At 71.2% G+C, this 25824-nt stretch carries 24 protein-coding genes; 11 read left to right on the forward strand and 13 right to left on the reverse strand.

Annotated features, from left to right (window positions below):
- Positions 1-65 precede the first annotated feature (65 nt).
- On the forward strand, positions 66-680 hold the full coding sequence (locus LHJ74_RS30090) for a nucleotidyltransferase family protein (RefSeq protein WP_260221406.1): 615 nt from the start codon (positions 66-68) through the stop codon (positions 678-680).
- 24 nt (positions 681-704) lie between these two features.
- Here the strand turns inward: LHJ74_RS30090 and LHJ74_RS30095 are convergent, their stop codons facing one another.
- Entirely contained in the window at positions 705-1325 is a 621-nt protein-coding gene (locus LHJ74_RS30095; protein WP_260221407.1) for a DedA family protein, read from the reverse strand.
- 111 nt (positions 1326-1436) lie between these two features.
- Between LHJ74_RS30095 and LHJ74_RS30100 the strand changes: the two genes are divergently transcribed.
- The 5 genes from LHJ74_RS30100 (at position 1437) to LHJ74_RS30120 (ending at position 7160) form a co-directional block, all read left to right on the forward strand.
- Entirely contained in the window at positions 1437-2588 is a 1152-nt protein-coding gene (locus tag LHJ74_RS30100; protein WP_260221408.1) for a sensor histidine kinase, read from the forward strand.
- Positions 2579-3223 carry a response regulator transcription factor gene (locus LHJ74_RS30105; protein ID WP_260221409.1) on the forward strand — a complete coding sequence of 215 codons (645 nt, stop codon included), beginning with the start codon at positions 2579-2581 and terminating at the stop codon, positions 3221-3223. The genes LHJ74_RS30100 and LHJ74_RS30105 overlap by 10 nt, the downstream gene beginning before the upstream one ends.
- A 268-nt stretch (positions 3224-3491) precedes the next feature.
- A complete protein-coding gene (gene aceB / locus LHJ74_RS30110; RefSeq protein ID WP_260221410.1) occupies positions 3492-5105 on the forward strand; it encodes a malate synthase A in 1614 nt (537 codons plus the stop codon).
- A 129-nt stretch (positions 5106-5234) separates the two neighbouring features.
- The gene (locus tag LHJ74_RS30115; RefSeq protein ID WP_260221493.1) at positions 5235-6068 is read left to right on the forward strand and encodes a MerR family transcriptional regulator; all 834 of its coding nucleotides are present in this window, start codon (positions 5235-5237) and stop codon (positions 6066-6068) included.
- A 132-nt stretch (positions 6069-6200) separates the two neighbouring features.
- Positions 6201-7160 (forward strand): alpha/beta hydrolase family protein, encoded by a 960-nt coding sequence (locus LHJ74_RS30120; RefSeq protein ID WP_260221411.1) that lies wholly within the window; start codon positions 6201-6203, stop codon positions 7158-7160.
- A gap of 69 nt (positions 7161-7229) precedes the next feature.
- On the opposite strand, the gene LHJ74_RS30125 is transcribed toward LHJ74_RS30120, so the two are convergent.
- The gene (locus tag LHJ74_RS30125) at positions 7230-7577 is read right to left on the reverse strand and encodes a hypothetical protein (protein ID WP_260221412.1); all 348 of its coding nucleotides are present in this window, start codon (positions 7575-7577) and stop codon (positions 7230-7232) included.
- Positions 7578-7753: 176 nt separating this feature from the next.
- Here LHJ74_RS30125 and LHJ74_RS30130 point away from each other — a divergent pair, with 176 nt between their 5' ends.
- Positions 7754-8614 (forward strand): helix-turn-helix domain-containing protein, encoded by an 861-nt coding sequence (locus tag LHJ74_RS30130; protein WP_260221413.1) that lies wholly within the window; start codon positions 7754-7756, stop codon positions 8612-8614.
- Positions 8615-8617: 3 nt separating this feature from the next.
- The gene (locus LHJ74_RS30135; protein WP_260221414.1) at positions 8618-8797 is read left to right on the forward strand and encodes a DUF397 domain-containing protein; all 180 of its coding nucleotides are present in this window, start codon (positions 8618-8620) and stop codon (positions 8795-8797) included.
- A gap of 6 nt (positions 8798-8803) precedes the next feature.
- Here LHJ74_RS30135 and LHJ74_RS30140 read toward each other — a convergent pair whose 3' ends face one another.
- The 3 genes from LHJ74_RS30140 to LHJ74_RS30150 are packed head-to-tail and all read right to left on the reverse strand — an operon-like array spanning position 8804 to position 10492.
- Positions 8804-9016, reverse strand: a complete 213-nt coding sequence (locus LHJ74_RS30140) for a DUF4287 domain-containing protein (protein WP_260221415.1) — start codon at positions 9014-9016, stop codon at positions 8804-8806.
- A gap of 33 nt (positions 9017-9049) precedes the next feature.
- Positions 9050-9886, reverse strand: coding sequence for an alpha/beta fold hydrolase (locus LHJ74_RS30145; RefSeq protein WP_260221416.1), 837 nt, complete (start codon positions 9884-9886; stop codon positions 9050-9052).
- A 30-nt stretch (positions 9887-9916) separates the two neighbouring features.
- Positions 9917-10492: a dihydrofolate reductase family protein gene (locus LHJ74_RS30150; protein ID WP_260221417.1), complete on the reverse strand. Its 576-nt coding sequence runs from the start codon at positions 10490-10492 to the stop codon at positions 9917-9919.
- Between the two features lie 127 nt (positions 10493-10619).
- Here LHJ74_RS30150 and LHJ74_RS30155 point away from each other — a divergent pair, with 127 nt between their 5' ends.
- Positions 10620-11519, forward strand: coding sequence for a LysR family transcriptional regulator (locus tag LHJ74_RS30155; RefSeq protein ID WP_260221418.1), 900 nt, complete (start codon positions 10620-10622; stop codon positions 11517-11519).
- Positions 11520-11611: 92 nt separating this feature from the next.
- Here LHJ74_RS30155 and LHJ74_RS30160 read toward each other — a convergent pair whose 3' ends face one another.
- The 3 genes from LHJ74_RS30160 to LHJ74_RS30170 form a co-directional block, all read right to left on the reverse strand.
- On the reverse strand, positions 11612-11698 hold the full coding sequence (locus LHJ74_RS30160) for an ATP-binding cassette domain-containing protein (RefSeq protein WP_260221494.1): 87 nt from the start codon (positions 11696-11698) through the stop codon (positions 11612-11614).
- The gene (locus tag LHJ74_RS30165) at positions 11679-12785 is read right to left on the reverse strand and encodes a hypothetical protein (protein ID WP_260221500.1); all 1107 of its coding nucleotides are present in this window, start codon (positions 12783-12785) and stop codon (positions 11679-11681) included. Before LHJ74_RS30165 ends, LHJ74_RS30160 begins: the two co-directional genes overlap by 20 nt.
- A gap of 729 nt (positions 12786-13514) precedes the next feature.
- The gene (locus LHJ74_RS30170) at positions 13515-14465 is read right to left on the reverse strand and encodes a GlxA family transcriptional regulator (RefSeq protein ID WP_260221419.1); all 951 of its coding nucleotides are present in this window, start codon (positions 14463-14465) and stop codon (positions 13515-13517) included.
- A gap of 70 nt (positions 14466-14535) precedes the next feature.
- On the opposite strand from LHJ74_RS30170, the gene LHJ74_RS30175 reads away from it, so the two are divergent.
- Positions 14536-15369, forward strand: a complete 834-nt coding sequence (locus tag LHJ74_RS30175) for an alpha/beta fold hydrolase (protein WP_260221420.1) — start codon at positions 14536-14538, stop codon at positions 15367-15369.
- Between the two features lie 108 nt (positions 15370-15477).
- Here the strand turns inward: LHJ74_RS30175 and LHJ74_RS30180 are convergent, their stop codons facing one another.
- The 3 genes from LHJ74_RS30180 to LHJ74_RS30190 all read right to left on the reverse strand — a co-directional run bounded on the left by LHJ74_RS30180 (position 15478) and on the right by LHJ74_RS30190 (position 21323).
- Positions 15478-16662: a sensor histidine kinase gene (locus LHJ74_RS30180; RefSeq protein ID WP_260221421.1), complete on the reverse strand. Its 1185-nt coding sequence runs from the start codon at positions 16660-16662 to the stop codon at positions 15478-15480.
- A 5-nt stretch (positions 16663-16667) separates the two neighbouring features.
- Positions 16668-18884 (reverse strand): MMPL family transporter, encoded by a 2217-nt coding sequence (locus LHJ74_RS30185; RefSeq protein WP_260221422.1) that lies wholly within the window; start codon positions 18882-18884, stop codon positions 16668-16670.
- A 96-nt stretch (positions 18885-18980) separates the two neighbouring features.
- The gene (locus LHJ74_RS30190; RefSeq protein WP_375546871.1) at positions 18981-21323 is read right to left on the reverse strand and encodes an ATP-binding cassette domain-containing protein; all 2343 of its coding nucleotides are present in this window, start codon (positions 21321-21323) and stop codon (positions 18981-18983) included.
- A gap of 78 nt (positions 21324-21401) precedes the next feature.
- On the opposite strand from LHJ74_RS30190, the gene LHJ74_RS30195 reads away from it, so the two are divergent.
- Positions 21402-22373: a helix-turn-helix transcriptional regulator gene (locus tag LHJ74_RS30195; protein WP_260221424.1), complete on the forward strand. Its 972-nt coding sequence runs from the start codon at positions 21402-21404 to the stop codon at positions 22371-22373.
- Between the two features lie 6 nt (positions 22374-22379).
- On the opposite strand, the gene LHJ74_RS30200 is transcribed toward LHJ74_RS30195, so the two are convergent.
- Positions 22380-24923, reverse strand: coding sequence for an ABC transporter permease (locus LHJ74_RS30200; protein ID WP_260221425.1), 2544 nt, complete (start codon positions 24921-24923; stop codon positions 22380-22382).
- Positions 24920-25735 carry an ABC transporter ATP-binding protein gene (locus LHJ74_RS30205; RefSeq protein ID WP_260221426.1) on the reverse strand — a complete coding sequence of 272 codons (816 nt, stop codon included), beginning with the start codon at positions 25733-25735 and terminating at the stop codon, positions 24920-24922. Before LHJ74_RS30205 ends, LHJ74_RS30200 begins: the two co-directional genes overlap by 4 nt.
- Positions 25736-25824 lie beyond the last annotated feature (89 nt).

Here is a 25824-nt window from a genome sequence, read left to right on the forward strand (position 1 = left end):
TCGAATAGCCGGGGCCGACCTTATCGGGGGATACGGGGTACTGCCTCGTATGCTGAGCAGCAGTTATGAAACAGAACCCTCACACGGTGCCGCACGTCACCGCGGTGCTGCTCGCGGCGGGCGGCGGACGGCGTCTCGGCGGGCGCCCCAAGGCGCTGCTCAGCCAGCACGGCAGGCCCCTCGTGGAGCACGCCGTGCGGGCCCTGCGGGAGGGCGGCTGCGATCCGGCGGTCCGCGTCGTGCTCGGTGCCGCCGCCTCCGAAGTCCGCGACCGCGCCGACCTCTCCGGGTGCCTCCTGCTGGAGAATGCGGACTGGGAGCAGGGCATGGGCTCCTCGCTGCGGACGGCACTCGGCGCGCTCGACGGCACGAAGACCGACGCCGCGCTCGTACTGCTCGTCGACCAGCCGGGCATCGGGGCTGCGGCCGTGTCCCGGGTGCGCCGGGCCTGCCACTCCCCCGCCTCGCTGGCCGCCGCCTCGTACGGGGGACGGCGCGGCCATCCGGTACTGCTCGGCGCGGGACACTGGCCGGGCATCCTGCGCGACGCGGCGGGCGACAAGGGGGCGCGGGCGTACCTGGAAGCGCACGCCGCGCTGCTGACCCTGGTGGAGTGCGGCGATGTCGCCGACCCCGGCGACATCGACACCCCGGCCGACCTCGGCCGCCTCACCCCGTAGGGGCTGTCCGCTCTGGGGTCCGCCTCAGCGCCGCGCCCGGCGGCTGCCGCCTCCTGCCCGCAGCATCCGCAGTACGACGAAGGCGAGTACGCACACCAGCACCGCGGCCAGCACGCCCTTGGAGTACAGGCCGACATAGTCGGTGACCCGCTCCCAGTTCTCCCCCAGCGCGTAACCGGCCAGGATGAAAAGGGAGTTCCAGATGAGACTGCCCAGCGCCGTCAGCAGTCCGAAGGTGCCCAGCGGCATCCGCTCCACCCCTGCGGGCAGCGAGACGAAGCTGCGGAAGAGCGGGATCATCCGTCCCAGGAAGACGGCCTTCGTGCCGTGCCGGTCGAACCACGCCTCCGTCCGCTCGATGTCCGAGAGCTTCAGCAGCGGCAGCCGTACGGCGAGTGCGACCGTACGGTCGCGGCCCAGCAGCGCGCCGATCGCGTAGAAGGCGTACGCGCCGATGACGGAGCCGAGTGTCGTGCAGACGATGGCCGCGAGCAGGTTCATGTCCCCCTGACTCGCGGTGAAGCCCGCCAGCGGCAGGATCAGCTCGCTGGGAAGTGGGGGGAAGAGGTTCTCCAGCGCGATGGCGATTCCGGCGCCCGGCGCGCCGAGGGACTCCATGAGGTCCGTTGCCCATTCTTCGATCATGCTCACCAGCCTGGGTCCGCCGCGGTCAGCACTTCCATGGTGGACTCCGTACGGCGGTACTGCGGAAAACCGCAGTCCGTGGCACCCTCCGCGGCGGCTAGCGTGGTGATCATGCGTAGGATCTTGGGCCGGGTGGTCCGGGTGGGCTTCGGGGTGCTGGCGGGGTCGGTGACGGCCGTCGTCGAAATGCTCTTTCTCCTGCTCACCGGGCTGTGCCTGCTGCCGGTGCTGGGCTCGTCGCAGCGGCAGCGCCCGGTGCTGGCGCGGGCCGGGGCCGCCGCCGGAGCGCTGACCCGGCTGGAGCGGCGGCGGCTTGCGTCCTTCTACGGCAGTTCGGTGGGCGAGAGCTATCCGCCCGAGCGGGCGCTGCGCTATATCGCGGTGCGCTGGGCGGTGGGCCTGCTGGGCGCGCTGGTGCTGATCACGGTCGCGCTGGGCGTGCTGTACGCGACGGTGCTCTTCTGGGGCTGGTTCCTCTTCGGTTTCCAGACTCCCGAGCACGGTGTGCCGGCGCTGCTCCCGTCCGTGCTGGGCGGCTGCTTCCTCCTCTTCCTCGGCGTCAACGGCCTGTTCGGCGTCGCCACGTTCGAGACCTCGCTCGCCCGCCGCTACCTCGGTCCCAGCGCGCAGGACCTGCTGCGCCGCCGCATCAGCGAACTGGCGAGCAGCAGGGCCGGGGTGCTCGATGTGGTGCACGACGAGCAGCGGCGGATCGAGCGCTATCTGCACGACGGGGTACAGCAGCAACTGGTCGCACTCGGCATGCTGCTGGGCCGTGCCCGGCGCACCGACGACCCGGCGCGCTCGGCCGAACTGGTGAGACAGGCCCACGACGAGGCGCGGCGTACGCTGGACGAACTGCGCGACGTTGCCTGGCGCGTCTATCCGGCGGTGCTGGACGAGGCAGGACTGCACGCCGCCCTGGAGGGCATCGCCGAGCGCTCCGGCCTGCCGGTCCAGCTGGAGGACAACCTGACGAAGGAACCTGTGGACGCCGTGCGCACGGTCGCCTACTTCGTCGTCAGCGAAGGGGTGACCAACGCCGCGAAGCACTCCCGTGCCAGCCATGTCAGCGTGCGCGTCACCCAGCATCCCGGCACCCTCGCGGTCCGGGTCGAGGACGACGGCCGGGGCGGCGCCGACCCGCGCGGCGGCGGCCTGCTCGGGCTGGCCCGCCGGGTATCCGCGCTCGACGGGCAACTGCGCGTCACCAGCCCGCCGGGCGGGCCCACCGTACTGACCGCGGAGCTGCCGTGCGACTGATCCTTGCCGACGACTCCACCCTGCTGCGCGAGGGCCTGGCCCGCCTGCTGACGGATGAGGGCCACGAGGTGACCGCCGCCGTCGGCGACGCGGAGGCGCTGCTGGCGGCGGTGGCCGCGGAGCCGCCGGACGTGGCGGTGGTCGACGTACGGATGCCGCCGACGCACACCGACGAGGGCCTGCGCGCGGCGCTGCGCATCCGCGAGGAGCACCCGTCGGTGGGGGTGCTGGTCCTCTCCCAGTACGTGGAGAAGCGCTACGCCGCCGAGCTGCTCGAACGCAACACGGAGGCCGTCGGCTACCTGCTCAAGGACCGGGTCGTGGAGATCGACGAGTTCCTGGACGCCCTGGCGCGGGTCGGCTCCGGGCGTACGGCCTTCGACCCCGAGGTCGTACGGCGGCTGGTGGCCCGCAGCACCCACACGGACCCTTTGCAGCGCCTCACCGCACGCGAGCGCTCGGTGCTCGACCTGATGGCGCAGGGCCACACGAACGCGGCGATCGCGGAGCGGCTGTACATCTCGCAGAGCGCGGTGGAGAAGCACAGCAACGCGATCTTCGACAAGCTGGGCCTGGCGGGCGCGGAGGGCTACAGCCGCCGCGTCCTGGCGGTGCTCCGGTATCTGGGGTCGTAGCGAGGCGATCAGTGCGCCTGGGGTCTGTCCGATGGCACCCGGCGCCACCGCGGGGGAGCGTGGAAATGTGAAGAGTCTCTCGACATCAACAAACCATTGAAGTTCCACTATGAGGAAACTATTCTCCACTGGTCAGATGCGCCGTTGACACCGACGGCGCCCGCGGCCGTAGCTCGGAGCCGCCGGACCCGCATGGCACCCCGTGCCAGGCGACCGTACGCGGCGACCCGGCGGCTGCGGACACCGTTCGCTGAAGGAGTGACCCCACATGTCCGCACCAGCGCCGTCCCAGCCGGTCCTTGTCGACGCCGCGCCCGTCGACCGCCAGGGCGAGGTGCTGACCGACGCGGCCCTCGCCTTCCTGGCCGAGCTGCACCGCCGGTTCACCCCGCGCCGTGACGAACTGCTGGCCGCACGCGCCGAACGCCGCGCCGACATCGCCCGTACCAGCGCGCTGGACTTCCGCCCCGAGACCGCGCACATCCGGGAAGGCGACTGGCAGGTGGCGCCCGCCCCCGCCGCGTTGAACGACCGCCGGGTGGAGATCACCGGTCCGACCGACCGGAAGATGACGATCAACGCGCTCAACTCCGGCGCCCGCATCTGGCTCGCGGACTTCGAGGACGCCTCCGCGCCCACCTGGGAGAACGTCATCGGCGGGCAGCTCAACCTGACCGACGCCTACGAACGCCGCCTCGACTTCACCGACGAGCGCGGCCGGGCGTACGCACTGCGCCCGGCCGAAGAGCTGGCCACCGCCGTGATCCGGCCGCGCGGCTGGCATCTGGACGAGCGCCACCTCCAGGTCGACGGCAGCCCCGTGCCGGGCGCGCTCGTGGACTTCGGGCTCTACTTCTTCCGCAACGCGCAGCGGCTGCTGGACCAGGGCAAGGGCCCGTACTTCTACCTTCCCAAGACCGAGTCCTACCTCGAAGCGCGCCTGTGGAACGACGTCTTCAGCTACGCGCAGGAGTACTGCGGCATCCCGCACGGCACCATCCGCGCCACCGTCCTCATCGAGACGATCACCGCCGCGTACGAGATGGAGGAGATCCTCTACGAACTGCGCGACCACGCCTCCGGCCTGAACGCCGGGCGCTGGGACTACCTCTTCTCCATCATCAAGAACTTCCGTGACGGCGGTGCGAAGTTCGTACTGCCGGACCGCAACGCCATCACCATGACCGCGCCGTTCATGCGCGCGTACACCGAACTCCTGGTGCGCACCTGCCACAAGCGCGGCGCGCACGCGATCGGCGGCATGGCGGCGTTCATCCCCAACCGCCGCGACCCGGAGGCCAACGAGGTGGCGATGACCAAGGTGCGCGCCGACAAGGACCGCGAGGCGGCCGACGGCTTCGACGGCTCCTGGGTCGCCCACCCCGACCTGGTGCCGGTCGCGCAGGCGTCCTTCGACGCGGTGCTCGGCGACCGGCCGAACCAGAAGGAGCGGCTGCGCGAGGACGTGCGGGTGGGGGCCGCCGACCTCATCGCCGTCGACACCCTGGAGGCGAAGCCGACCCACGCCGGACTGCGCAACGCGGTGCAGGTCGGCACCCGTTACATCGAGGCGTGGCTGCGCGGGATGGGCGCCGTCGCGATCTTCGGCCTGATGGAGGACGCGGCGACGGCGGAGATCTCCCGCTCGCAGATCTGGCAGTGGGTGAACGCGGGCGTCGTCCTGGACACGGGCGAGACCGTCACACCGGACCTGGTCCGCGAGCTCGCGGCCGAGGACCTGGCCGCACTGCGCACGGAGTTGGGCGAGGATGCCTACGCCTCGGGCCGCTGGCAGCAGGCCCACGACCTGCTCCTCCAGGTCTCCCTGGACGATCGTTACGTCGACTTCCTGACCCTCCCCGCGTATTCGCTGCTGCCCTGACGCCCGCCTGACACCGGCCGTTCCTGATACCCGCCGTCGCCGGGTGCGGCCCCGCACGGGGCCGCACCCGGTTAACCCTCACGACCGGTTGACCCTCACACCGTGTCAGGCGCTCAACTGGGGGACGTCATGTTCACCATCGGAGAATTCGCCCGGCACGGCCGCGTATCGGTCCGGATGCTGCGTCACTACGACGCGACGGGGCTGCTGCGCCCGGCCCACGTCGACCCGGCCACCGGCTACCGCTACTACTCGGCCGCCCAGCTGTCCCGTCTGAACCGCGTCATCGCGCTCAAGGAACTCGGCTTCACGCTCCAGCAGGTCCACGACATCGTGGAGGAGCGGGTCAGTACGGAGGCGCTGCGCGGCATGCTGCGGCTGCGGCGGGCCGATCTGGAAGCCACGATGACTGCAGCGGCGGCGCGGCTGGTCCAGGTCGAGGCGAGGCTCCGCTCGATCGAGAGTGAGGGGCACATGCCCACCGACGACATCGTCCTCAAGAGTGTCCCGGCGATCCGGGTGGCGGAGCTGACCGCGACCGCCGCCAGCTTCGACCCCGAGCACATCGGCCCGGTCATCCAGCCGCTCTACGGTGAGCTGTTCCGGCGCCTGGAGGCGGCGGGCATCGCGCCCGCCGGGCCCGGCGTCGCCTGCTACGAGGACTCCCCGGAGGGCGGCGGCCACATCAGCGTCCACGCCACCGTTCAGGTCGCGGCCGCAGTCCCGCTCCAGGACGACGGCGAGCTCCGGGTGCTCGACCTGCCGCCTCTCGACCAGGCGGCGGCCCTCGTCCACCACGGGTCGATGGACACGGTGCTGCCCACCGTCCAGGCCCTGGCCCGCTGGATCGACGGCAACGGATACCGGTCCACCGGGCTTCCACGAGAGGTCACCCTGGAGTGCCCGGACGACCGCGACGGCTGGGTCACGGAGCTCCAGGCACCAGTGACCCGGCACCGGTGACCCGGCAATCCATGGCCGTTGACGAAACGGGACACTGTTCCGTATATTAAACGGGACAACGATCCGTTTCAGTCTTTCCTGCTGCCGGGCGCACGAGCCCGGCAGCAGAGGCCCTCGAATGGAATACGCATCATGAGTGAACCGACTTACCCAGCCGACACCTTCAACTCACCCACACCCGTCCTCTCGGTCAGCCCGGTGGCGCTGCCCGCTCCCGGCCGAGCCGTGGACCTGGAGCTGCGAGTCTCCGCGCCCGTGAGCGGGAGCGGCCTGCCGGTCATCCTCCTGTCACACGGTCAGGGCCACTCCCACAACCTCTCCTCCCTGAACGGCTACGCACCCCTCGCCAACTTCTGGGCGGCGCACGGCTTCGTCGTCATCCAGCCCACCCACCTGAGCTCCACGACGCTGAGCCTGGCCCCCGACACCCCCGGGGCGCCAATGCACTGGCGTTCACGGGTCGAGGACATGAAGCGCATCCTCGACCAGTTCGACGCGATCGAGGACGCCGTCCCGCAACTCCTCGGGCGCCTGGACCACAGCAAGGTCGCCGTCGTCGGGCACTCCATGGGCGGGCACACGGCGAGCCTGCTGCTGGGCGCCCGGCTCACGGACCCGGAGGACGGGACGGAGGTGAACCTGACCGAACCCCGCATCAAGGCGGGTGTACTGCTCGCCGCCCCCGGCAGAGGCGGCGACGCCCTCATCGAATCCATGGCCGAGAGCTTTCCCTTCCTGACGACCCCGGACTTCTCCCAGATGACGACGCCCACGCTCGTGGTAGCCGGGGACAAGGACGCCTCCGCACATCTGACGGTTCGCGGCCCGGAGTGGCACACGGATCCGTACCACCTCTCCCCCGGTCCCAAGTCCCTGCTCACCCTGTTCGGCGCAGAGCACGGGCTCGGCGGGATCTCCGGATACGACGTCGCGGAGACCACGGACGAGAGCCCCGAGCGCGTGTCCGCAGTCCAGCGGCTCACCTGGGCCTATCTCCGCACCGCGCTCTACGCCGGAGACTCTGCCTGGGGGTCGGCGCGTGCCGCGCTGACAGCCGACCCCGACGCGCTGGGAACCATCGAATCCAAGTAGGCGCGTTCCGCGCCGCCAAACGGTTGCCGGGTGCGGCACGGTGTGCGTGCCGCACCCGGCAGCCGCACGTCAGACGAAGGGGTCGTCTGCCGCGCCCCGGCCCAGCCACACGAGCCGCGCGGACATCCCGTCCCCGCGCCCGTACCACCAGGCCGCCCGCTCGGGCGAGTTGAGGCTGCCGCGCGTACGCCCATCAACGCTGGTCACCTCGGTGCGACCGTCCTCGTGATGGACGCCCCAGGCCGCGATCCACCCGTCCGCGTCGACGGTCCCCCGACCGCACTCCTGCACCACCGCGAACATGCGTGGCGCGTACGCGTCGACCATTGCCCGCACCTCCCGCTCGTACGCTTCCGCTGCCGCGCCGCCGCGCTTGTCGTCACGCCCGTAGTCGCAGTCCATCCAGTCCTCCAGCACGCGTTGTTGAGTGGGAGCCCAGGCCGGAGACGTGCGGGGGTACGGTGAACGCGCGGAATCCGACCGAGAGTCAGAGCTCGGGTGCTCTGCGTCACACGGTAACGTAGAATTGAATGCATTACATGCACCTGATCTAATGTGTTCGCCTGGCGGGCGATAACGAGGGGAGCAGTGGCGTGGTGGCGAGCAAGATTCCAACCGTGCGCCGACAGCGCCTGGGCACTGAGTTGCGCAGACTTCGCGAACGCGCAGGCATGTCCGCGACCGCAGCAGCCGGGCTCCTCGGCGGCAATCAGGCCCAGATCAGCAACATCGAGTCAGGACGCCATGGAGTGAGCGCGGACCGGGTGCGCACGCTGGCATGCAACTACGAGTGCACTGATGAAGAGCTCATCAGTGCACTCGTCGGCATGACGGGAGACCGCGAGCGCCACTGGTGGGAGGAGTACCGGGGCGTGCTGCCTTCTGCGATGCAGGATCTCGCCGAACTGGAACATCATGCAACGGCGTTGCGAATCGCCCACTCCCTGCACTTTCCCGGCCTGCTCCAGACAGCGGAGCACGCCCGTACGGTGTTCCGTCAAGTGGTTCCGACGCTGCCGCCCCACGAGGTTGAGCACCGCGTGTCGCACCGGATCAAGCGACAAACGATCCTCTATCGCGACGCAGCGGCGTCGCTCACGGTGGTGCTCCATGAGGCCGCGCTGCGGATGAAGTTCGGCGGTCCGGAGGTTACTCGCGATCAGTTGCGACACTTGGCTGAGGCGAGCACGCTGAGCCATGTGACGATTCAGGTCATCCCATTCGACGCAGGCGGGTTCCCCGGCTCAGGCCAATCCGCCTTCTACGCTGCGGCGCCGGTACCTCAGCTCGATACGGTCCAGCTGGACCAGTCGCACGGGCCGGTGTTTCTCGATGCCGAGGCCCAACTGTCCAAGTACCGGACCCTCCTGGACCGGCTGGAGGCCGTTGCCCTGACGCCGAAGAAGTCCCGTGACTTCATCAATGACATCGCGCATCAGCTAGGAAAGGCATAGATCGTGCAGACCCATGAGTGGCAGGTCTCCTCCCACTGCGGCGAGGGCAACAGCTGCGTCGGCGTTGCCGCCGCCGGCGGAGCCGTCAAGCTCCGAGAGAGCGACGAACCCTCCGTCACCCTCACCACAACACGCGAGCAACTGCACAGCTTGATAGCCGCCATCAAGGACGGCGCACTCTGAGCGTCGTCAGGCCGTTCCGAGAGCGAGGGTGTGGGCGACGAGGGCGTACGCGTGGCCATGGCCGAGGCCGTGCTCGGTCTTGAGCCAAGTGACCAGTTCCATGTGCTTGGTCAGGGGTGAGGCGTCGATGAGGTCGATCCATTCCTGGACGGGACGGCCGTACTTCTTCTCGATCGAGGGGAAGTAGCTGGCGGGGTTTCCCTTGGCCGGTGCGGTCATGTTCGGAGATCCGTTCTGCTCGTGGCGGGGTTGTCAGGCGAGGGCGGAGTGGATGATGTCGGCGCTGGTGACGGGATCGAGGGCCAGGCCCTGGTGGTCGCCGGGGAACTCGATCGGCTTGGCGTCCAGGCTTTCGGCCAGCGCGAGGGCGGAGTTGAGGGGAACGCCTGCACCCGAGGCGGCTCCGATGCCGACGGCAACCCGCACGGGGCCCGCACGCAGCGCGGTGATGTCGGGTTCGAAGCGCAGCACGGGCAGCAGCACATGGGCGAAGAAGTAGTCGAGGTTGCCCTGGATGCGGCCCATCATCTCCAGCGCCTCGGGCGGCATCTGGGAGGGGTCCGGCATCGCTGCCGGAGATGCCTCGGTGTCCCCGGCGATGGTGGCGACGAACTTCTGCATCGCCGCCCCCGGGCCCTGGCTCCGGTAGGTTTCGTGCACCTCGCGGAACGCTTCCCGCCAGTGCGCGGCGTCGCTCAGGACCTCCGGGAGCGGCGGTTCGTGTGCGATCAGGGCGCGGATCTGCTCGGGGTGGCGGGTTGCGAGGTCGAGGCCGGTCAGGGCGCCGCCGCTGGTGCCGAGCACGTAGGCGGGCTCGTCGGTCAGGGCGGCCAGCAGGTGGTGCGCGTCCTCGCTGAAGGCCGCGACGGTCTGGTCCTCGGCGGGGCCGGTCAGGGGGCTGCGGGACAGGCCGCGCTGGTCGTAGGTGGCGACGGTGTAGCGGTCGGAGAGGCAGTCGGCGAGCCCGGCCAGCGCTCCGGCGTCGGCGGGTGCGCCCGGAATCATCAGCAGTAGGGGACCCGACCCGCGGACCTCGTAGTGCAGTTGGGATCCGGGAACCTGGAGGGTCTTGGTCTCGGCGTTGTTCATCGGTGTTTCCGTTCTTGCGAAGGGGATGGATCAGGCGGGCTGGTAGGTGAGGTCCAGCACGCCGGTGGAGAAAACGGCCGAGCGGGTGAGGGCGAGGGGTACCTGGCTCGTTCCATCCGGGAACAGCCGCTGTCCGGTGCCCAGCACGAGGGGGTGGACCAGGAGTCGCAGCTCGTCCAGCAGCCCGAATTCCAGCAGGGCGCGGGTCAGACTGATGCTGCCGGACAGGTTGATGTTCCGGCCCGGCTGCTGCTTGAGGTCCTTGACCGCGGCGATGACGTCGCCGTCGATCACGGTGGCGTTGTTCCAGCCGGGCTCATGCAGGGTGGTGGAGGCGACGAGCTTGCGGATGCCGTTGATCGCGTCGGCCATGGGGCCTGTCTGGTGCGGCCAGACCGCGGCGAACGCCTCGTAGGTCACCCGCCCCATCAGCATGGTGTCGGCCTCGGCGTGCATCTGCCCGACCGCGGCTCCCATCTCCTCGTTCACGTACGGGAAGTGCCAGGCTTCCGGCGCTTCCACCACACCGTCCAGCGACACGAACAGCCCGGCCACGACCTTGCGCGCAGCGGCCATCGGAATCTCCTCACCAACGGGGGTTGTCACGACTCCTCACCCTCGGCGTTCTTGTCGGGGACACCCGGGTGAGGTGTGATCAACGATGCCGCCCGAAGGTGGGGGCATCAACGCACGATCGCGCTACGATCGTTTAGCTGAACTCAAGGGAGCGGTATTGCTGGAACGGTACGAGATCGAGGCGTTCCTGACGCTGGCCGAGGAGCTGCATTTCGGCCGCACCGCCGCACGGCTGGGAGTCACCACCGGCCGGGTGAGCCAGACCGTCAAGAAGCTGGAGCGCATGGTCGGCGCGCCGCTGTTCGAGCGCACCAGCCGTCAGGTGCGCCTGACGGCGATCGGCCGGCAGCTGGCCGACGACCTGACCCCGCTGGTCGCCGGGGTGAACGAGGCCGTGCGCCGGGCGGTCGACGCCGGACGCGGCATCACCGGGGAACTGCGCGTGGGGTTCCTCAGCGGAGTCGCCGGACAACTGCTGCTCAAGGCGGTCGCGTTGTTCGCCAAGCGGCACCCCGACTGCGAGGTCCACATCCATGAGGCGCAGGGCCATGACGCCGTCACCCGCCTCAGAAGTGGTGCCCTCGACGTCCTGATCACCGACATCCTCATCGCCGCACAGCCCGGTGTGGTGGCCGGGCCGGTCCTGCTGTCCGAGCCGCGGCTGCTGGCGGTGGCGACCGGGCACGCGCTGGCCGGCCGCCAGGCGGTGTCGGTGGAGGAACTGGCGGATCACCCCGTGGTCCTGGTGCCCGCCGACATGCCCGAGGCTTTCCGTGCCGACCGGAACCCGGCGGTCACGCCGTCGGGCGCGCCGGTGCCGCGCGGTCCCCGTGCCGCCAGCTTCACCGAGACCCTCACCCTGGTCGCCTTCGGCCGTGGCGTCTTCCCCGTCGGCGACAACGTCGCCCGGATCTACCCGCGCCCCGACGTCGTCTACCTGCCCTTCACCGACGCCCCACCGATCCGGTGGGGCCCCATGTGGCTGAAGACCAACACCACTCACCGCGTCCGCGAGTTCGTTCAAGCGGCAGACGACGCCTGCCGCCTCGGTCAGTAGGGAAAAGACGGTACGCGCGGTGAGTCGGCCGCCGAGTTCGGCGAGCCGCTTGCGTATGCCGTCGAGTCCGCCGGGCAGTCCACCGTTCGCGGTCAGCCCCGATCCTCCTGGGCGAGGGTGCTCTTGCCGGCACCGTTCTCGCCCACCAGGGCAATGACTTCACCGCGCTTGAGGTCCAGGCTGACGCTGTCGAGCGCGGGGCGGTCGGCGCCGGGATAGGTGAAGAAGACGTCCGTAGCGCTGATCAGCTGCGGCCCGTCCCCGGCGACCTGGGCCGAACCGCAGCGGGCCGTCCACGGTTTGGCCACCGCGAGGAAGCGGGCCCAGTCGTCCAGGGAAAGGGAGATGCGGAACAGCCTCGCTCCATCCGGCCACTCGCCACCAGGAGGACGAGCACACCCCAGGTCGCGGCGGTGCCGACGGCGGTGAGCGCGTCGCCGATGCCCTGTACCACCAGGGCCTGCCGGGTGGCCTTGAGCTGTTCGGCCTCCAGGTGGCCGGAGACGATGCGGTACTGGTGGATGAGGAAACCGGCCATGGTGCCGGCGCGGACCTCATCGGCCGTGTTGCGCTCGGTGGTATAGCAGCGGAAGACCGAACGGAGCCGGGAGTCGGCAGGGTTGCGGTGGTGGGCAGCGTGCTCGATCCGTGCCCCCGTACTGCGCCCCAGGCGCACGGGATGACCGAGGCGACGAGCAGGGGCAGCATCATCGGGTGCAGGACGGTGACGACGGTTGCGGCGGCGGCCATCTGGGCGGCGGCCGAGGTCAGCAGCTGGGCTTCGAGGATGAGTTCGCCGGTCTTCTCCGCACCGTCGGACGCGGCGGCGAGGGCATCCTCGAAGCCGGGGTCCTCGTATGCGGCCAGCTCGGCGGCGGTGGCCGCGGCGATCACCTTCAGGTCGGCCTCCCGTACGGCTCTTGGGGCGAGCCGGGCGGCGGGCGCGCGGGCGGCGGCATCCAGCAGGTAGCGGCCAGACGCGGCGAGGGCGAGCACCACCACGGCGGTCAGGTTGTCGCCAAGACCGGCAGCGATGTCGTCTCCGGTGAACACGGCCGCCAGCACCCGGGTGGTGGCCGCCAGCGCCGTCGAGGTGAAGGCTGCGGCGCCGAGCTGGCAGAGGGCCAGGGCAATGACGGCCCGGCGGTCGGTGCGCCAGCCGAGCCGGATCGCTTCCATGAGGGTGTGGGGCAGACGGCGGGCCATCGCCCAGGTGGCCAGGTTGACGCTTGCCTCGAAGTGCGGATCGGAGGCAAGACGCATCACGGGCGGCGAGGATACGGAAGAATTCACGAGCCCATCACGGGCCCAACGGGGTGTCCGGGCAACGGGATTGTTGCGTCGCGCTGGGGATCGTCCCTGGTCGCCCGCGGTCGCAGGCCAGCACCACGGCCCGGGGTTTCACCCGTTCGGGTGAGGCTGTGGTCCGGGGTGAGAGGCGCGGCCCCAGCTGTGGACTGCGCAAGTTCAGAGCGGTCTACGGCACGGCGAGGACTGGTAGCCAGGGCCGGTCGACGGCGTCGCCGATGTCCCGGCCGACCGCACCCTCGGGAACCTCCGCCCAGGCGTGAGCGGCATCGGGGAGAAGCGGGCACCGAGCACCGTCAGGGCTCTGCCGCCGAAAGGAACCGTGGCCAGGAGGCGTGTGCCGTCGCCGGGGGCGCTGGTGGCGGTGAGTTGGCCGCCGAGTTCGGCCAGGCGCTTGCGCAGGCCGTCGAGTCGCGAAGACCGTGCGACTCCTCGGCCACGAAGCCACGTGCGCCCGTTCCGGCCTGGACGGCCGATGCCCCGCGCGATCACTCCGGTGGTGCGGGGGCGGTAGCGTCCCGGCCGAACTAAGATGCGGTGTTCGGCGCGGGCATCGAGGACTATCTGTAGCTGTCACGGATGGGTCCGAGTCAGAGGGCATGGCCGCATGGCCGCCTCCAGGCACGTTTGGCACGATCTCGGTCGGTGGGTAGCCCGAGGGGATCTCGCCCTCGGGCTACCCGACCATCAGGTTTGACTGAAGGTGCGTCGGTAGGCGCCGGGCGTGGTGCCCAGATGCGCCCGGAAGCGGCGGCGCAGGTTGACTGCCGAGGTGAGTCCGACGCGGGTGGCGATGGCTTCGACCGGAAGGTCGGTCTGCTCCAGCAATACTCGTGCTGCGTTGATGCGTTGGCCGAGCAGCCAGTGTCCGGGGCTGGTGCCGAGCTGTTCTGTGAACCGCCGGGCGAGGGTACGGCTGGACAGTCCGGCGCGTTCGGCGAGGCGGTCGAGGGTGAGTCGGGTGTCGAGCCGGGAGGTGGCCCACTCCAGCAGTGGCGCCAGTGACGCGTCCGCCTTGGCTGGTGCGGGCTGTGCTGCGTACTGGAGTTGGCTGCCCTCCCGGTGTGGCGGCAGGACCATGTTTCTGGCGATCTGGGTGGCGTAGGCCGCGCCGTGGTCGGAGCGTACGAGGTGCAGGCACAGGTCGATGCCCGCGCCGGTTCCGGCGCTGGTCGCCACGTCGCCGTGGTCTACGAAGAGCACGTCTTGGTCCAACTGCACCTCGGGGAAGGCGGCGGCGAGCCGGGCGGTGTCGCGCCAGTGGGTGGTGGCGCGGCGGCCGTCGAGCAGTCCGGCTTGGGCGAGGACGAAGGCCCCCGTACAGATGGCGACGATCCTCGCCCCGCGCCGGTGGGCGGCCCGCAGCGCCGCGGTGACGGCCGGTGGCACGGGTGCGCCCGGCGGCTGCCAGCCGGGGACGACCACGGTGTCCGCCTGCTCCAGGGCCTCAGGGCCGGTGTCGACGAGCATCGCGTAGCCAGCGGTGGTCTGCACAGGGCCGGGGTGCTCGGCGCAGATCCGGAAGCTGTAGCGGGGCGGCTCGTCCTGCGGGGCGGCGCCGAAGACCTCGGTGGCGCAGGCGAGTTCGAAGGGCGACTGCGGCGGGTTGAGCAGGGCCACCACCCGATGAGGACGCATGGCAAGATTGTACCCTCAGGTGTCTTTCAGGACTCTCGGCCGGATGACCCGCACAGGACACAGTGGACCCATGAGCGAAACCACCGAAACGACAGTGCTGAGGACCGCGGTCCAGGTCGGCGGCGAGCCGGCCAGCTACTTGACCGCAGGGCGGCAGGACGCCCCGCCCGTGCTGATGCTGCACGGAACGTACTGGAGCCGGGTCTGGCTCCCCGTGCTCGGCCACCTCGCTGACGCGGGGCTGCGGCCCCTCGCGGTCGACCTCCCCGGACTGGGACGCTCAGGAGGCCAACTCGCCCCGGAAACGGCCACGGTTCCAGCCCTCGCCGACTGGGTGACTCGATTCGTCGCCGCGTTGAACCTCTCCGGCCCCATCGCCCTGGCAGGCCACGACATCGGCGGCGCCATCGCCCAGCACCTCCTTGCCCACAACCGGCTCGACGTGTCCCGGTTCGCCTTGGTCAACTCGGTCCTCTACGACTCCTGGCCCGCGCCCCACGTGGCCCAATTCCGGGACTCGGACTCGGACACGGGCGAGGGCGTGCTCGCCGCCCGACGGAAGGCGATTGCGAGGGTGCTGCCCGGTGTCGCCACTGAGTCGTTGATCGCGGACTACGCGGATCCGTGGACCGATGAGCGGGTGCGCCGCTCCTGGATGGCCCTGGCGGGCGCGGCCGACAATCGCTACACCCTCGACCTCGTTCCCGCGCTGCGGAGGTCCATCGTGCCCAAGCTGCTGATCTGGGGCGAGGACGATCTCCATGAGAAGGTGGCGTACGCCGAGCGGTTCGCCGCCGAGATGCCTCACACCACGCTCCTCCGTATCCCGAATGCGGATCACATCCCCACGGAGAACGCCCCCGGCCAGATCGGCCGCGCGCTCACCGACTTCTTCACGACGTAGAGGCAGTACGGCCGTTCAGCTTTGCTGCCGCTGACCAGCGGATACCGGGGCAGCACGCTGCTCAGTCCGCGCAGTGGGGCTGCTTCTGTGCGGCGGTACGCGGAGCCGTCAGTCCGCCGTCGCCGTCGCCGTCGCCGTGGAGATCGTCGCGAGGACGCGGGTGCCGTCGCCCGGCGCGCTGGTGACGGTGAGTTGGCCGCCGAGTTCGGCCAGGCGCTTGCGCATGCCGTCGAGTCCGAAGCCGTGCGAGTCCTCGACGACGAAGCCGCGTCCGTCGTCGGTGAGCTCCAGCTCGATGCCGTACGGGTGTTGGGCAAGGATGACGCCGACCGTGCTGGCGTGCGCGTGTTTGCGCACGTTGGCCAGCGACTCCTGCGTGCAGCGCAGCAACGCGATCCGCGTCTGCTGGTCGCACTCGACGTCCGGCAGGTCCGCGTCGACGGTGAGCCCGGTGTCCTCGGCGAACCGGTCCAGGGTCCGGCGCAGGGTGGCCGCGACCGAGCCGGGTGCGAGGCCGCTGCGCGGGGCGGAGCCGACCAGCACCCGTGCCTCGGCGAAGTTCTCCCGCGCGGTGTGCTCGATCGAGCGCAGCTGCTGGGCGCTCTTGGCCGGGTCGGCCTCCAGGCCGGAGCGGGCCGACTCCGCGAGCACGATGATGGAGGCGAAGCCCTGGGCGAGGGTGTCGTGGATCTCCCGTGCGAGCCGTTCCCGTTCGTCCGCCGCGCCCTGGCGCTGGTGTGCCTCGGCCAGGCGCTGCTGGGCGGTCTCCAGCTCCGCGCTCAGGCGGCGGGCGCGCTCGTCGCTCTGCTCGACGAGCCGGTGCACCCACACTCCGATCAGCACGCTGGCGGCGTAGCCGATGAGGGTGAGCACGAGCCTTCCGGTGTGGAACTCCTCGTTCCCGCCCTGCCGGAGGATGTTTCCGGCAACGGAGGCCACGGCGGCGGCGCCGCTGAGGACGATCGAGGACCGCGGGCTTCGCGCGAAGATCCAGAACTGCGGCATCGCCACCACGAACACCGGCACACCGCTGCTCAGCACGGACAGCGCGCCGAGCCCCAGGACGAGCACGTACGGATAGCCGCGTTGCACCAAGGCGTTGCCGGGAAGCCCTCGCAGCAGCGCGTAGCACACGGCGAGTACGGCCAGCAGCGCCCACGACCAGTACCGCGTCGACTCGTCCCAGGCACCGATGGCCGGGGGCCAGAGGCCGAAGACGATCCAGAGGGCGTCGTTCCACCGGCGGAGCGCCCGCATTCCGTACCGGTCGTGGGGCTGCGGCCGTTGATCCATGCTGGTCAGCCTACTTTTTCCAGCGGCGGGGCGGCGGGCGTGCGGTCGGTGCCCTGTGCCCGCGCCATGCTCCGGGAGGGCCACCAGCTCGCCTTGCCGAGCAGCAGCATCATCGCGGGCAGAATGGTGATCCGGATGATGACGGCATCCAGCAGTACGGCGGCCGCCAGGCTGAAGCCCATCTGCTTCATCTCCATGATGTGCAGGCCGACGAAGCTGCCGAAGACGGTCACCATCACGAGGGCGGCGCTGGTCACCACCCTCGCCGAGCTGCCGACGCCTTCGAGTACGGCTTCGCGGGTCGGCACACCGCGCAGCGCGGCCTCCCTGATCCGGCTGATGACGAACACCTGGTAGTCCATCGACAGGCCGAAGAGGATCACGAGCAGGAGCAGCGGCACGCGGGAGCCGATCGAGCCGGTGGAGTCGAAGCCGAGCAGCCCCTCGGCCCAGCTGCCCTGGAAGACGAACACCAGCAGTCCGAGCGAGGCGGCGGCGGAGAGCAGGTTCAGCACCACGCCGACCAGGCCGAGGACCACGGAGCGGAAGGCCCATACCGTCATGGCGAAGGTGACCAGCAGCAGGGCTCCGATGATCAGTGGCAGCTTCCGCTTCTGGTGGTCGGGGTAGTCGGCATAGCGGGCGACGTCTCCGGTCACCGCGACGTCGGTGCCGGTCAACGCGCCGACGGTGGCGGGGACATAGGTGTCGCGGACGCGGTCAAGGGATTCCTGGGCCTCGTCGGTGCTCACATGGTGCGGCACGGGCAACTCCAGCAGACTGATCCGCTGGTTGGGCGAGGTGGCCAGCTTCGCCTTGCCCGCGAGCAGCGGGTCGTCCTCGGCACGCTGTCGCAGCTCGCCCAACGCGTCGGCCACCTCGTCGGCTTGGCCGGGCTCCGCGCGTACGAGCACCTGGTGCATGGACTTCAGTTCCGGGTACGCGGCGTTGAGCCGGTCGTACGTCTGCATGGCGGGGATCTCGCGGGAGTGGATCTCGCGGCCCATGTCGGTCAGGTTGAGACTCAGCAGCGGAGCGGCGAGAGCGAGCATGAAGGCGACGGCGAGGCCCAGCATGGTGCCCGGCCGCCTGCTCGTGACGCGCAGCGTGGCTGCGGTGAACCGGCCCGTGTCGCGGCGGGGCCGGGCCGGCTGCTCCGGCTTTCCCCGCTGTTCCGCGCGGGCGGCCTTCCGCTCCGCCCGGCGCTCCGCCCGTATGCCGAGCTTCGCCAGCAACGCGGGCAGCACCGTCAGCGAACTGGCCACGGCGACGAGGGTGACGACGATCGCGCCGGTCGCGATCGAGGAGAAGATCACGTCGCCCGCGAGGTACAGCGTCGCGCTGGAGGCGGCGACCGCCATCCCGGAGACGACCACGGCCCGGCCCGAGGTGGCTGCCGCCAGCTCCACCACGGCCTCCGACGTCAGCCCTCCGCCGGAACGGGACCGCTCTTCCCGGTCCCGCTTGAGATAGAAGAGGGTGTAGTCGACACCGACCGCCAGGCCGATCAGCAGGATGACGTTGGTGCCGACTCCGTTGTCCGGGAAGGCGTGCGAGGCCAGCATGGACAGGCCGATGGCCCCGGCGATCGAGGAGAGCGCGAGCAGCAGCGGCACCATGGCCATCGCCACCGAGCGGAAGACGATCAGCAGCACGATCAGTGTGACGGGCAGCGCGACCATCTCGGTGCGCGCGAGGTCGCTCCCCCGCTGCTCCTCGACACCCTGGCTGATGGACGGACTGCCGGTCTCCTCCACTCGCACACCGGGATGGCGCTCCCGCACCTCTTCGGTCTGCGCGCGCAGGGGATCGACATGCTTCTTGCCTTCGAGTTCGGGGCCCTTGAGGGTGACGTCGACGCGGAGGGCCGTGCCGTCGTCCGAACGCACCGGCGGGGCCACTGACCGGACTTCGGGCAGCTTCTCCATCCGTCGGGTGACGTCCCGCGCGGCGGCGTCGGCGGCGGCTCTGTCCAGTGTGCCGGTGTGGGGCGGCGCGGTGATGAGCACGCGTTCCAGCGGCTTCTGCTCCAGGCCGCCCTCGGCCGCCAGGGCCTCTCCCCTGCCTGCTTCACCGATGCGGAAGTCCTCGCCGGTGGCGGCGTTCCCGCCGACCGTGATCCCGGCTCCGAGGCAGAGCGCGACGAAGAGGAACCATCCGGCGATCGCGCGCCAAGGGTGCCCGGCACTCCAGCGGGCCATGCGTACAGGGATATTCGTCATGGCATCCATGCTGGTCGGCGCGGGTGCGCCGCCGACAGCATCGGCCGGTTGAACCTCCCGTCCACCAGGTGGTGGACTGGCAGGGTCGGGCTGGCCCTACCGGCTGCCTACCGGAGGCCCCGCCGGGTGGTCCGGTCGGGCGGTCCGGTCGACGGTGCGGCGCAGGTGAAGAGCCGTCAGGGAGGTGGGGTGGCCGAGCAGTTCGCCTGGTGTGCCGGTGAAGACGATCTCGCCTCCCCGCATGCCGCCGCCGGGGCCCAGGTCGACGACCCAGTCCGCGTGCTTGACGACCTGCGGGTCGTGCTCGATCACGACCACCGTGTTGCCGCTGCCGACCAGGCGGTCGAGGAGTGCCAGCAGGGCGTCGACGTCCGTCATGTGCAGTCCGGTCGTCGGCTCGTCCAGTACGTACAGGCTGCCCGTCAGGTGCAGTCTGGTCGCCAGCTTCAGCCGTTGCCGTTCACCACCTGAGAGGGTGGACACCGGCTGACCGAGCGTCAGATAGCCGAGGCCGACCTCCACCAGGGCGCGCAGCCGTCGCTCCAACTCCCCTTGGGCTGCCTGCCCCTCGTCGGCCGCGAAGAACTCCACCGCGTCCCCCGCCGTCAGCTCCAGCACGTCCGCGATCGACTTCCCCCGCAGCTTCATCGCCAGTACGGCGTCCGTGAAGCGCCGTCCGCCGCAGGCTTCGCAGGTCGTGGTCACCGGGTCCATGAACGCCAGATCGGTCTGGATCTCGCCGCGCCCCCGGCAACCGGGGCAGGCACCGGCGGAGTTGAAGCTGAAGTGGCCGGGGGCGACTGCGTTCGCCTTCCCGAAGGCCCGGCGGATCGCGTCCAGCACGCCGAGATACGACGCCGGTGTGGAGCGCACCGAGCCGCCTATCGCCGACTGGTCGACCACGATCGCCTCGGGGTGCGCCGCCACGAACACCTCCGACACCAAAGTGCTCTTACCGGACCCCGCCGGGCCCGTGACGACGGTCAGGACCCCGGTCGGTACCGAGAGGGTGACGTCCTTGAGGTTGTGCACGGGTGCGGCGGACGACGCGGAGGAGACCGTCAGCCACTCCCCCAGCTCCCGTACCTCGCGCTTCACCCCGGTCACCCGCCGCAGCCCGCGCCCGGTCGGGGTGTCGGCCGCCGCCAGCTGCTCGGGGGTCCCCTCGAACATGACGTGTCCGCCCCGCGTCCCCGCGCCCGGCCCCATGTCGACGACATGGTCCGCGACGGCGATCACGTCCGGGTCGTGCTCGACGACGAGCACCGTGTTGCCCTTGTCCCGCAGCCGCAGCAGCAGGTCGCCCAGCCGCGCCACGTCGCCCGGGTGCAGGCCGGTGGTGGGTTCGTCGAAGATGTACGTCATCCCCGTCAGGCTGCTGCCCAGATGACGGACCATGCGCAGCCGCTGGCCCTCCCCGCCGGAGAGGGTCGAGGTCTCCCGGTCCAGGCTCAGATAGCCGAGCCCGATGCCCTCGACCCGTTCCAGGGAGGCCACCGCCTGTGCCGCCACCGCCTCACCGACCGGCCCCTCGACTGCCTTCAGCACCCCGATCAGGTGGCCGATCTCCAGTGCCGCCATCTCGGCGATGTTCCGGCCCAGCAGCCGCGAGGCCAGCGCGGGCGCGGCAAGCCGCGCGCCGGCGCACCGCGGACACACCCCGTGGTGCGTGTAGCGCCGGGCCATCTCCCGGACGCGCTCTGTGCGCGTGGAGAGGTCACGGTGCACATAGAGCCGTTCGAAGCCGACGACCAGCCCGTCGTAGACGTTGTTGTACGTGCCGGTACTGCCCCTGCGCTTCACGCTGAACCCCTTGCCGTGCAGCAGGAGTTGCCACTCGCGGTCGTCGTACCGTGCGAGCGGCTTGTCGGGGTCGAACAGGCCGGACTCACCGTAGATCTGCCACCATGCGGTGCCGATGGCGGCCGGGGGGAAGAGGATCGCGCCCCCGTTGAGGGACTTCGAGGTGTCCAGCGCACGGTCCAGGTCCAGCCGCACAACCCGCCCGAGGCCGTCGCAGCCAGGGCACATGCCGCCCGGATCGTTGAACGAGTACGCCGAGGCCTCCCCTGCGCTCGGTGTGCCGCAGCGCGAGAACAGCACGCGCAGCACGGCGTGGATGTCCGTCACCGTGCCGACCGTCGAACGCGCGCCGCCGCCCAGGCGCCGCTGGTCGACGACGATCGCCGGGGAGAGCCGCTCGATCGCGTCCGCCTTCGGCCGCTCCTGCCGGGGCAGGCGGTTGCGGACGAACCAGGTGAAGGTCTCGGCCAGCTGCCGCTGCGACTCCACCGCGACCGTGTCGAAGACGACCGAGGACTTCCCGGACCCGGACACACCCGTGAAGACCGTGATCTTTCCCCGGGGGATCCGCAGTGACACGTCCTGGAGGTTGTGCTCGCGGGCGCCGCTGATCCGGATGCCGTCTTCCGTGTGCATGCGAGAGGTGTGCATGCGTGTCACGCTAGGAGCGAAGCAGGTCAGGACATGGCCGCCTTCCGGTGCAGCATGGGGAGCATGAGCGACACTCCTGGCCGGTTGCTGAGGCTTCTCTCCCTCCTCCAGACCGGACGCGAGCGCACCGGCACCGAGCTGTCCCAACTGCTCGGTGTCAGCCCGCGCACCGTGCGCCGCGACATCGACCGGCTGCGGGAACTCGGCTATCCCGTCGACGCGACGATCGGCGCCCTCGGCGGCTACCGCCTCGCCGCGGGCACCGCCATGCCTCCGCTGCTGCTGGACGACGACGAGGCGGTGGCCATCGCCGTCGGACTGCACACCGCCGCGCACGGCGGTGTCACCGGCATCGAGGAGACCTCACTGCGCGCCCTGGCCAAGCTCGAACAGGTGCTGCCCGCGCGGCTGCGCCGACGCGTCCGGGCCCTCCAGGACACGACCGTCCCGCTGTACGGGGTGCTGACCACGGGCGGACCGGCACCGGAGACCGACCCCGCCGTACTGAGCGTCCTGGCCGCCGCGTGCCGTCACGGCGAGCGGCTGCGCTGCTCGTACGCCGCACGGGACGGCGCGGTGAGCCGACGGCACACCGAGCCGCACCGCCTGGTCAGCGCGGACCAGCGGTGGTACCTCGTCGCCTACGACCTGGACCGCGACGACTGGCGCACCTTCCGCGCCGACCGTGTCTTTGACCCGCGGCCCACCGGGGTACGGGCACAAGCCCGCACGCTCCCCGCGGAGGACGCGGCGGCCTTCGTCACGGCGTCGATCGTCGGGCCCCGCGCCCGGCACCGTGCCGTGGTCACACTCCGCACCACGCTGGAGGACGCCGCCGCCCGCCTCCCGCCGGGCACCGGCGTCCTGGAGGCGGACGGCCCTGACCGCTGCCTGCTGCGCACCGGCGGTGACGCGCTGGACTGGCTGGCGTACCGGCTGGCGCTGCTCGGGGTGCCGTTCGAGGTCCACGAGCCGCAGGCACTCGTGGACCACCTGCGCACGGTGGGCACGCGGATGCTGGACGCGGCACGCTGAGACTGCCTACGGCAGGTGCCTGAGCTTCCCGGCGGGCTTCGGCCGCTGCGCCTCCCGGTCGCGGAGGGCCGCTCGCGCCGGGAGCGTGACGGCGAGCAGGGCGAGGCCCACCGCAGCCGCGGCGAAGGAGCCGTACACGAGCGGGGGTACGTACGGGCCCTCGCCGGTCAGGCCGCGCATCATCGGGACCAGGGTGGCCGCGGCGATGGCCGTGCCCAGGACGGTGCCTGCCACCGCCACCAGCAGACCTTCCCAGCGCAGCATGTCCATCACCTGGCGCCTGGTGGCGCCGACGAGGCGGAGCATGCCGAGTTCGCGGCGGCGGTCGAGGACGGTCATCACGAGGGTGTTGACGGCGGCGACGGCGGCGAAGCCGCCCAGGACTCCGGCCATCGTGTAGTTGGCCCAGGCGTTGAGCTCGCGGTCGGTCGTCCGCTCGACCGCGTAGCCGGACGCGTCGGCGACCTTGCCCAGCGGGGCGAGGGCCTTCGCGTCTCCGCCACGTACCAGCAGCGTGGTCTCGAAGCCCGAGGTGACGTGGGCGGCGAGGGACGCGCGGTCCATGGTCACGGCGGCGAGGCCGAGCCCGCGGCCGTACACGGCGACGACTTCGGGGCTGGTCTCGGTGCCGTCCGGGAGGTACATCGGCAGCTTGTCGCCGACCTTGACCTTCGCCGAGGTGGCGAGCGTCCTGTCGATGGCGATACGGCCCTTGCCGACACCGTCCAGGCTGCCGCTGCGCACGTCGAGATCCTGCACCTTCGCGAGCTGCGCGCCGGAGCCGGAGATGCCCTGGGTTGACGAGCCCTGCAGCCACCGGTCACCGCCCGACCCGACGGGCACCAGCACCTGCGTGTCGAGCAGGCCAACGGCCGCGTCGACGCCGGGTGCGCGGGCGGCCCGGTCGGCGGCCCCGGCGGGCAGCCCGTCGGGGTGCGTGATGACGTGATCCGCGGTGACGCCGGCGCGCAGCTGCTCCGCGGCGACGTGGCTTTCGCTCGTGTGCATGAACACGAGCGTCGAGGCGAAGGCGATGGCCAGTACGATCGGGGTGATCGCGGAGGCCAGCCGGCGGGCGTTCGTACGGGAGTTGGCGGCAGCGAGGGAGGCCTCGGCGCCGCCGGCGCGCAGCGCCAGCCCGAACAGCGCCGCGCACAGCCGCGCCACCAGCGGGCCGAGCAGCGCGACGGCGAGCATGAACAGCATGACGACGCCGAGGGCGGCGTTGGCCGCGTCATCCCCGGCCGAACGGGCGGCGAGGACGGTGAGGAACCCGCCGCCGACGACAGCACCCAGGCCCAGCACGGTACGGATCACGCCCGGCCGCAGCCGCTCCACCGACGCCTCGGTGAGCGCCTGCCCCGGCTTGGTCTTCGCAGGCCGCCGCCCGGCCGCCCAGCCGGCGGTGAGCGCGGTCAGCAGCCCCATGCCGACGGCGACGAGGAGCGGGATCCAGGAGACGTGCAGGTCCACGGGCTCGGGGATGGCCCCCCGGTCGTCCAGCTGCCCGAACCACCAGTGCGCGAGCCCGATCCCGGGCAGGCAGCCGACCAGCCCGGCGAGCGGCGCGACGAGCAGCGCCTCCGCGGCGACCGCGCGGCGGACCTGCCGCGGAGTGGCGCCGACGGCACGCAGCAGCGCGAACTCGCGGGCGCGCTGGGCGACGGACAGCGCCACCGTGCCGGACGCAGTGAAGACGGCGACCACGGCGGCGATCCCGCCGAAGGACCCGCCGAGTCCTGTGAGTGCTTCCTTGGCGTATCCGAGCCCGCGGTCCTCGACGCCGCCGCGGCTGTCACCGGTGTGCACCTTGGCGCCGGAGCCGGCGAGCGCCTTCTTCACGGCGGCGGCGAGGGCCGCGTCGTCTGCGGGGGACGCCCCGTCCTTCGCCAGTACGGCGATGGCGTCGGCCTTTCCGGGATGCCCGGCGAGCGCGGGAGACTGGGTGTCGGCGAACCAGCCTGTGGCTCCCTCAAGCACGTCGCCGGGTCCGTCCTTCGCCAGTCCGGAGACGCGGAAGCCGGCGCGGCCGGCGGCGGTTTCGAGCGCGACGGTGTCTCCGACACCGGCCTTCGCGGCCCGTGCGGCGGCGGCGTCGAGCACGACCTCGCCGGTACGGGGCGCGGCCCCGGAGGTGAGTGCGGCTCCGGTGAAGGCGTGCGATCCCCAGCCGTGACCGGTCAGCGCGCCGTCGCCCTGGCGCGCCGGGAACGTGAAGTCCGGCACCGCCGCCTCCGCGCCGGGCACACGGGCCGCCTTCTCGGCCAGCGCGGCGTCCACGGGTGCCGTGTCCGGCAGCGGGTCCGCCGACTCGGAGCGGCTGTCGCCGCTGCCCGTGACGAGGCGGGCGTACTGGTCCGCCGCCACGACGACCGGCGCCTTCGCGTACCGCTCCGCCGGCACCGACGCGCGGGCGCCCGTCTCCAGGAGGATGCCGCAGGCGGAGACGATCAGCGCCGCCATCATCAGCGCGACGAAGGTGCCCGCGAACGACGCGGGTTTGAAGCGCACGGCCGCGCGGGCGAGGCCGTTGGGGGCGAAGCTCCTCACGCCGCAGCCCCTGCCATCGGGCCCGTGCGGGAGGTGAGGGCGGCCATGCGCGCCGCGATCTGCTCCGCCGAGCCGCGGTCGAGCCCGCCGGTGAAGACTCCGTCCGCGAGGAACAGCACGCGGTCGGTCCAGGCGGCCGCGGCCGGATCGTGGGTGACCATGACGACGGTGGCGCCGAGGGTGTCCACCGCGTGCCGGAGCAGGCCGAGGATCTCGGCGGCGGTGCCGGTGTCGAGTGCGCCGGTGGGCTCGTCGGCGAAGACCACGTCCGGGCTGGTGACCAGGGCGCGGGCGATGGCCACGCGCTGCTGCTGGCCGCCGGAGAGCTCGCCGGGGCGGCGCTTCGCCTTGTCACCGAGCCCGACCTGCGCGAGTGCCGCGTCCGCCCGGCGGCGGTCGTGGCGCTGCCCGGCGAGGCGCATCGGGAGCAGCACGTTCTGCTCCACGGTGAGGGAGGGCAGCAGGTTGAATGCCTGGAAGACGAAGCCGAGGCGGCTGCGGCGGAGCTCGGTGAGCTGGTTCTCGCGCATGCCCGTGATCTCCGTACCCCCGAGGCGTACGGAGCCGGCCGACGGCCGGTCGAGGCCGGCCGCGCACTGCAGGAAGGTGGACTTGCCGGAGCCGGACGGGCCCATCACGGCGGTGAACGTGCCGCGCGGCAGGGCGAGATCGATGCCTGCGAGGGCGTGCACGGCACCGGCGCCGCGACCGTACTGCCGCCGGACGCCGCGCAGTTCGACGGCGTGACCGGGTGTGCCCTGACTCTCCGGCCGGTCGCCCGTCTTCTGTCCTTTGCCGCCGCGCAGCCTCATGTCCGTCCTCTCGCGATCTTCTCCGAGCCGATGACTCGAAGCTACGGATCGCGGCCGTTGCGGACCATGACGGCTGCTGGCGGACCAGT

The sequence above is a fragment of the Streptomyces gossypii genome (assembly GCF_025165795.1).
GTDB lineage: Bacteria > Actinomycetota > Actinomycetes > Streptomycetales > Streptomycetaceae > Streptomyces > Streptomyces gossypii.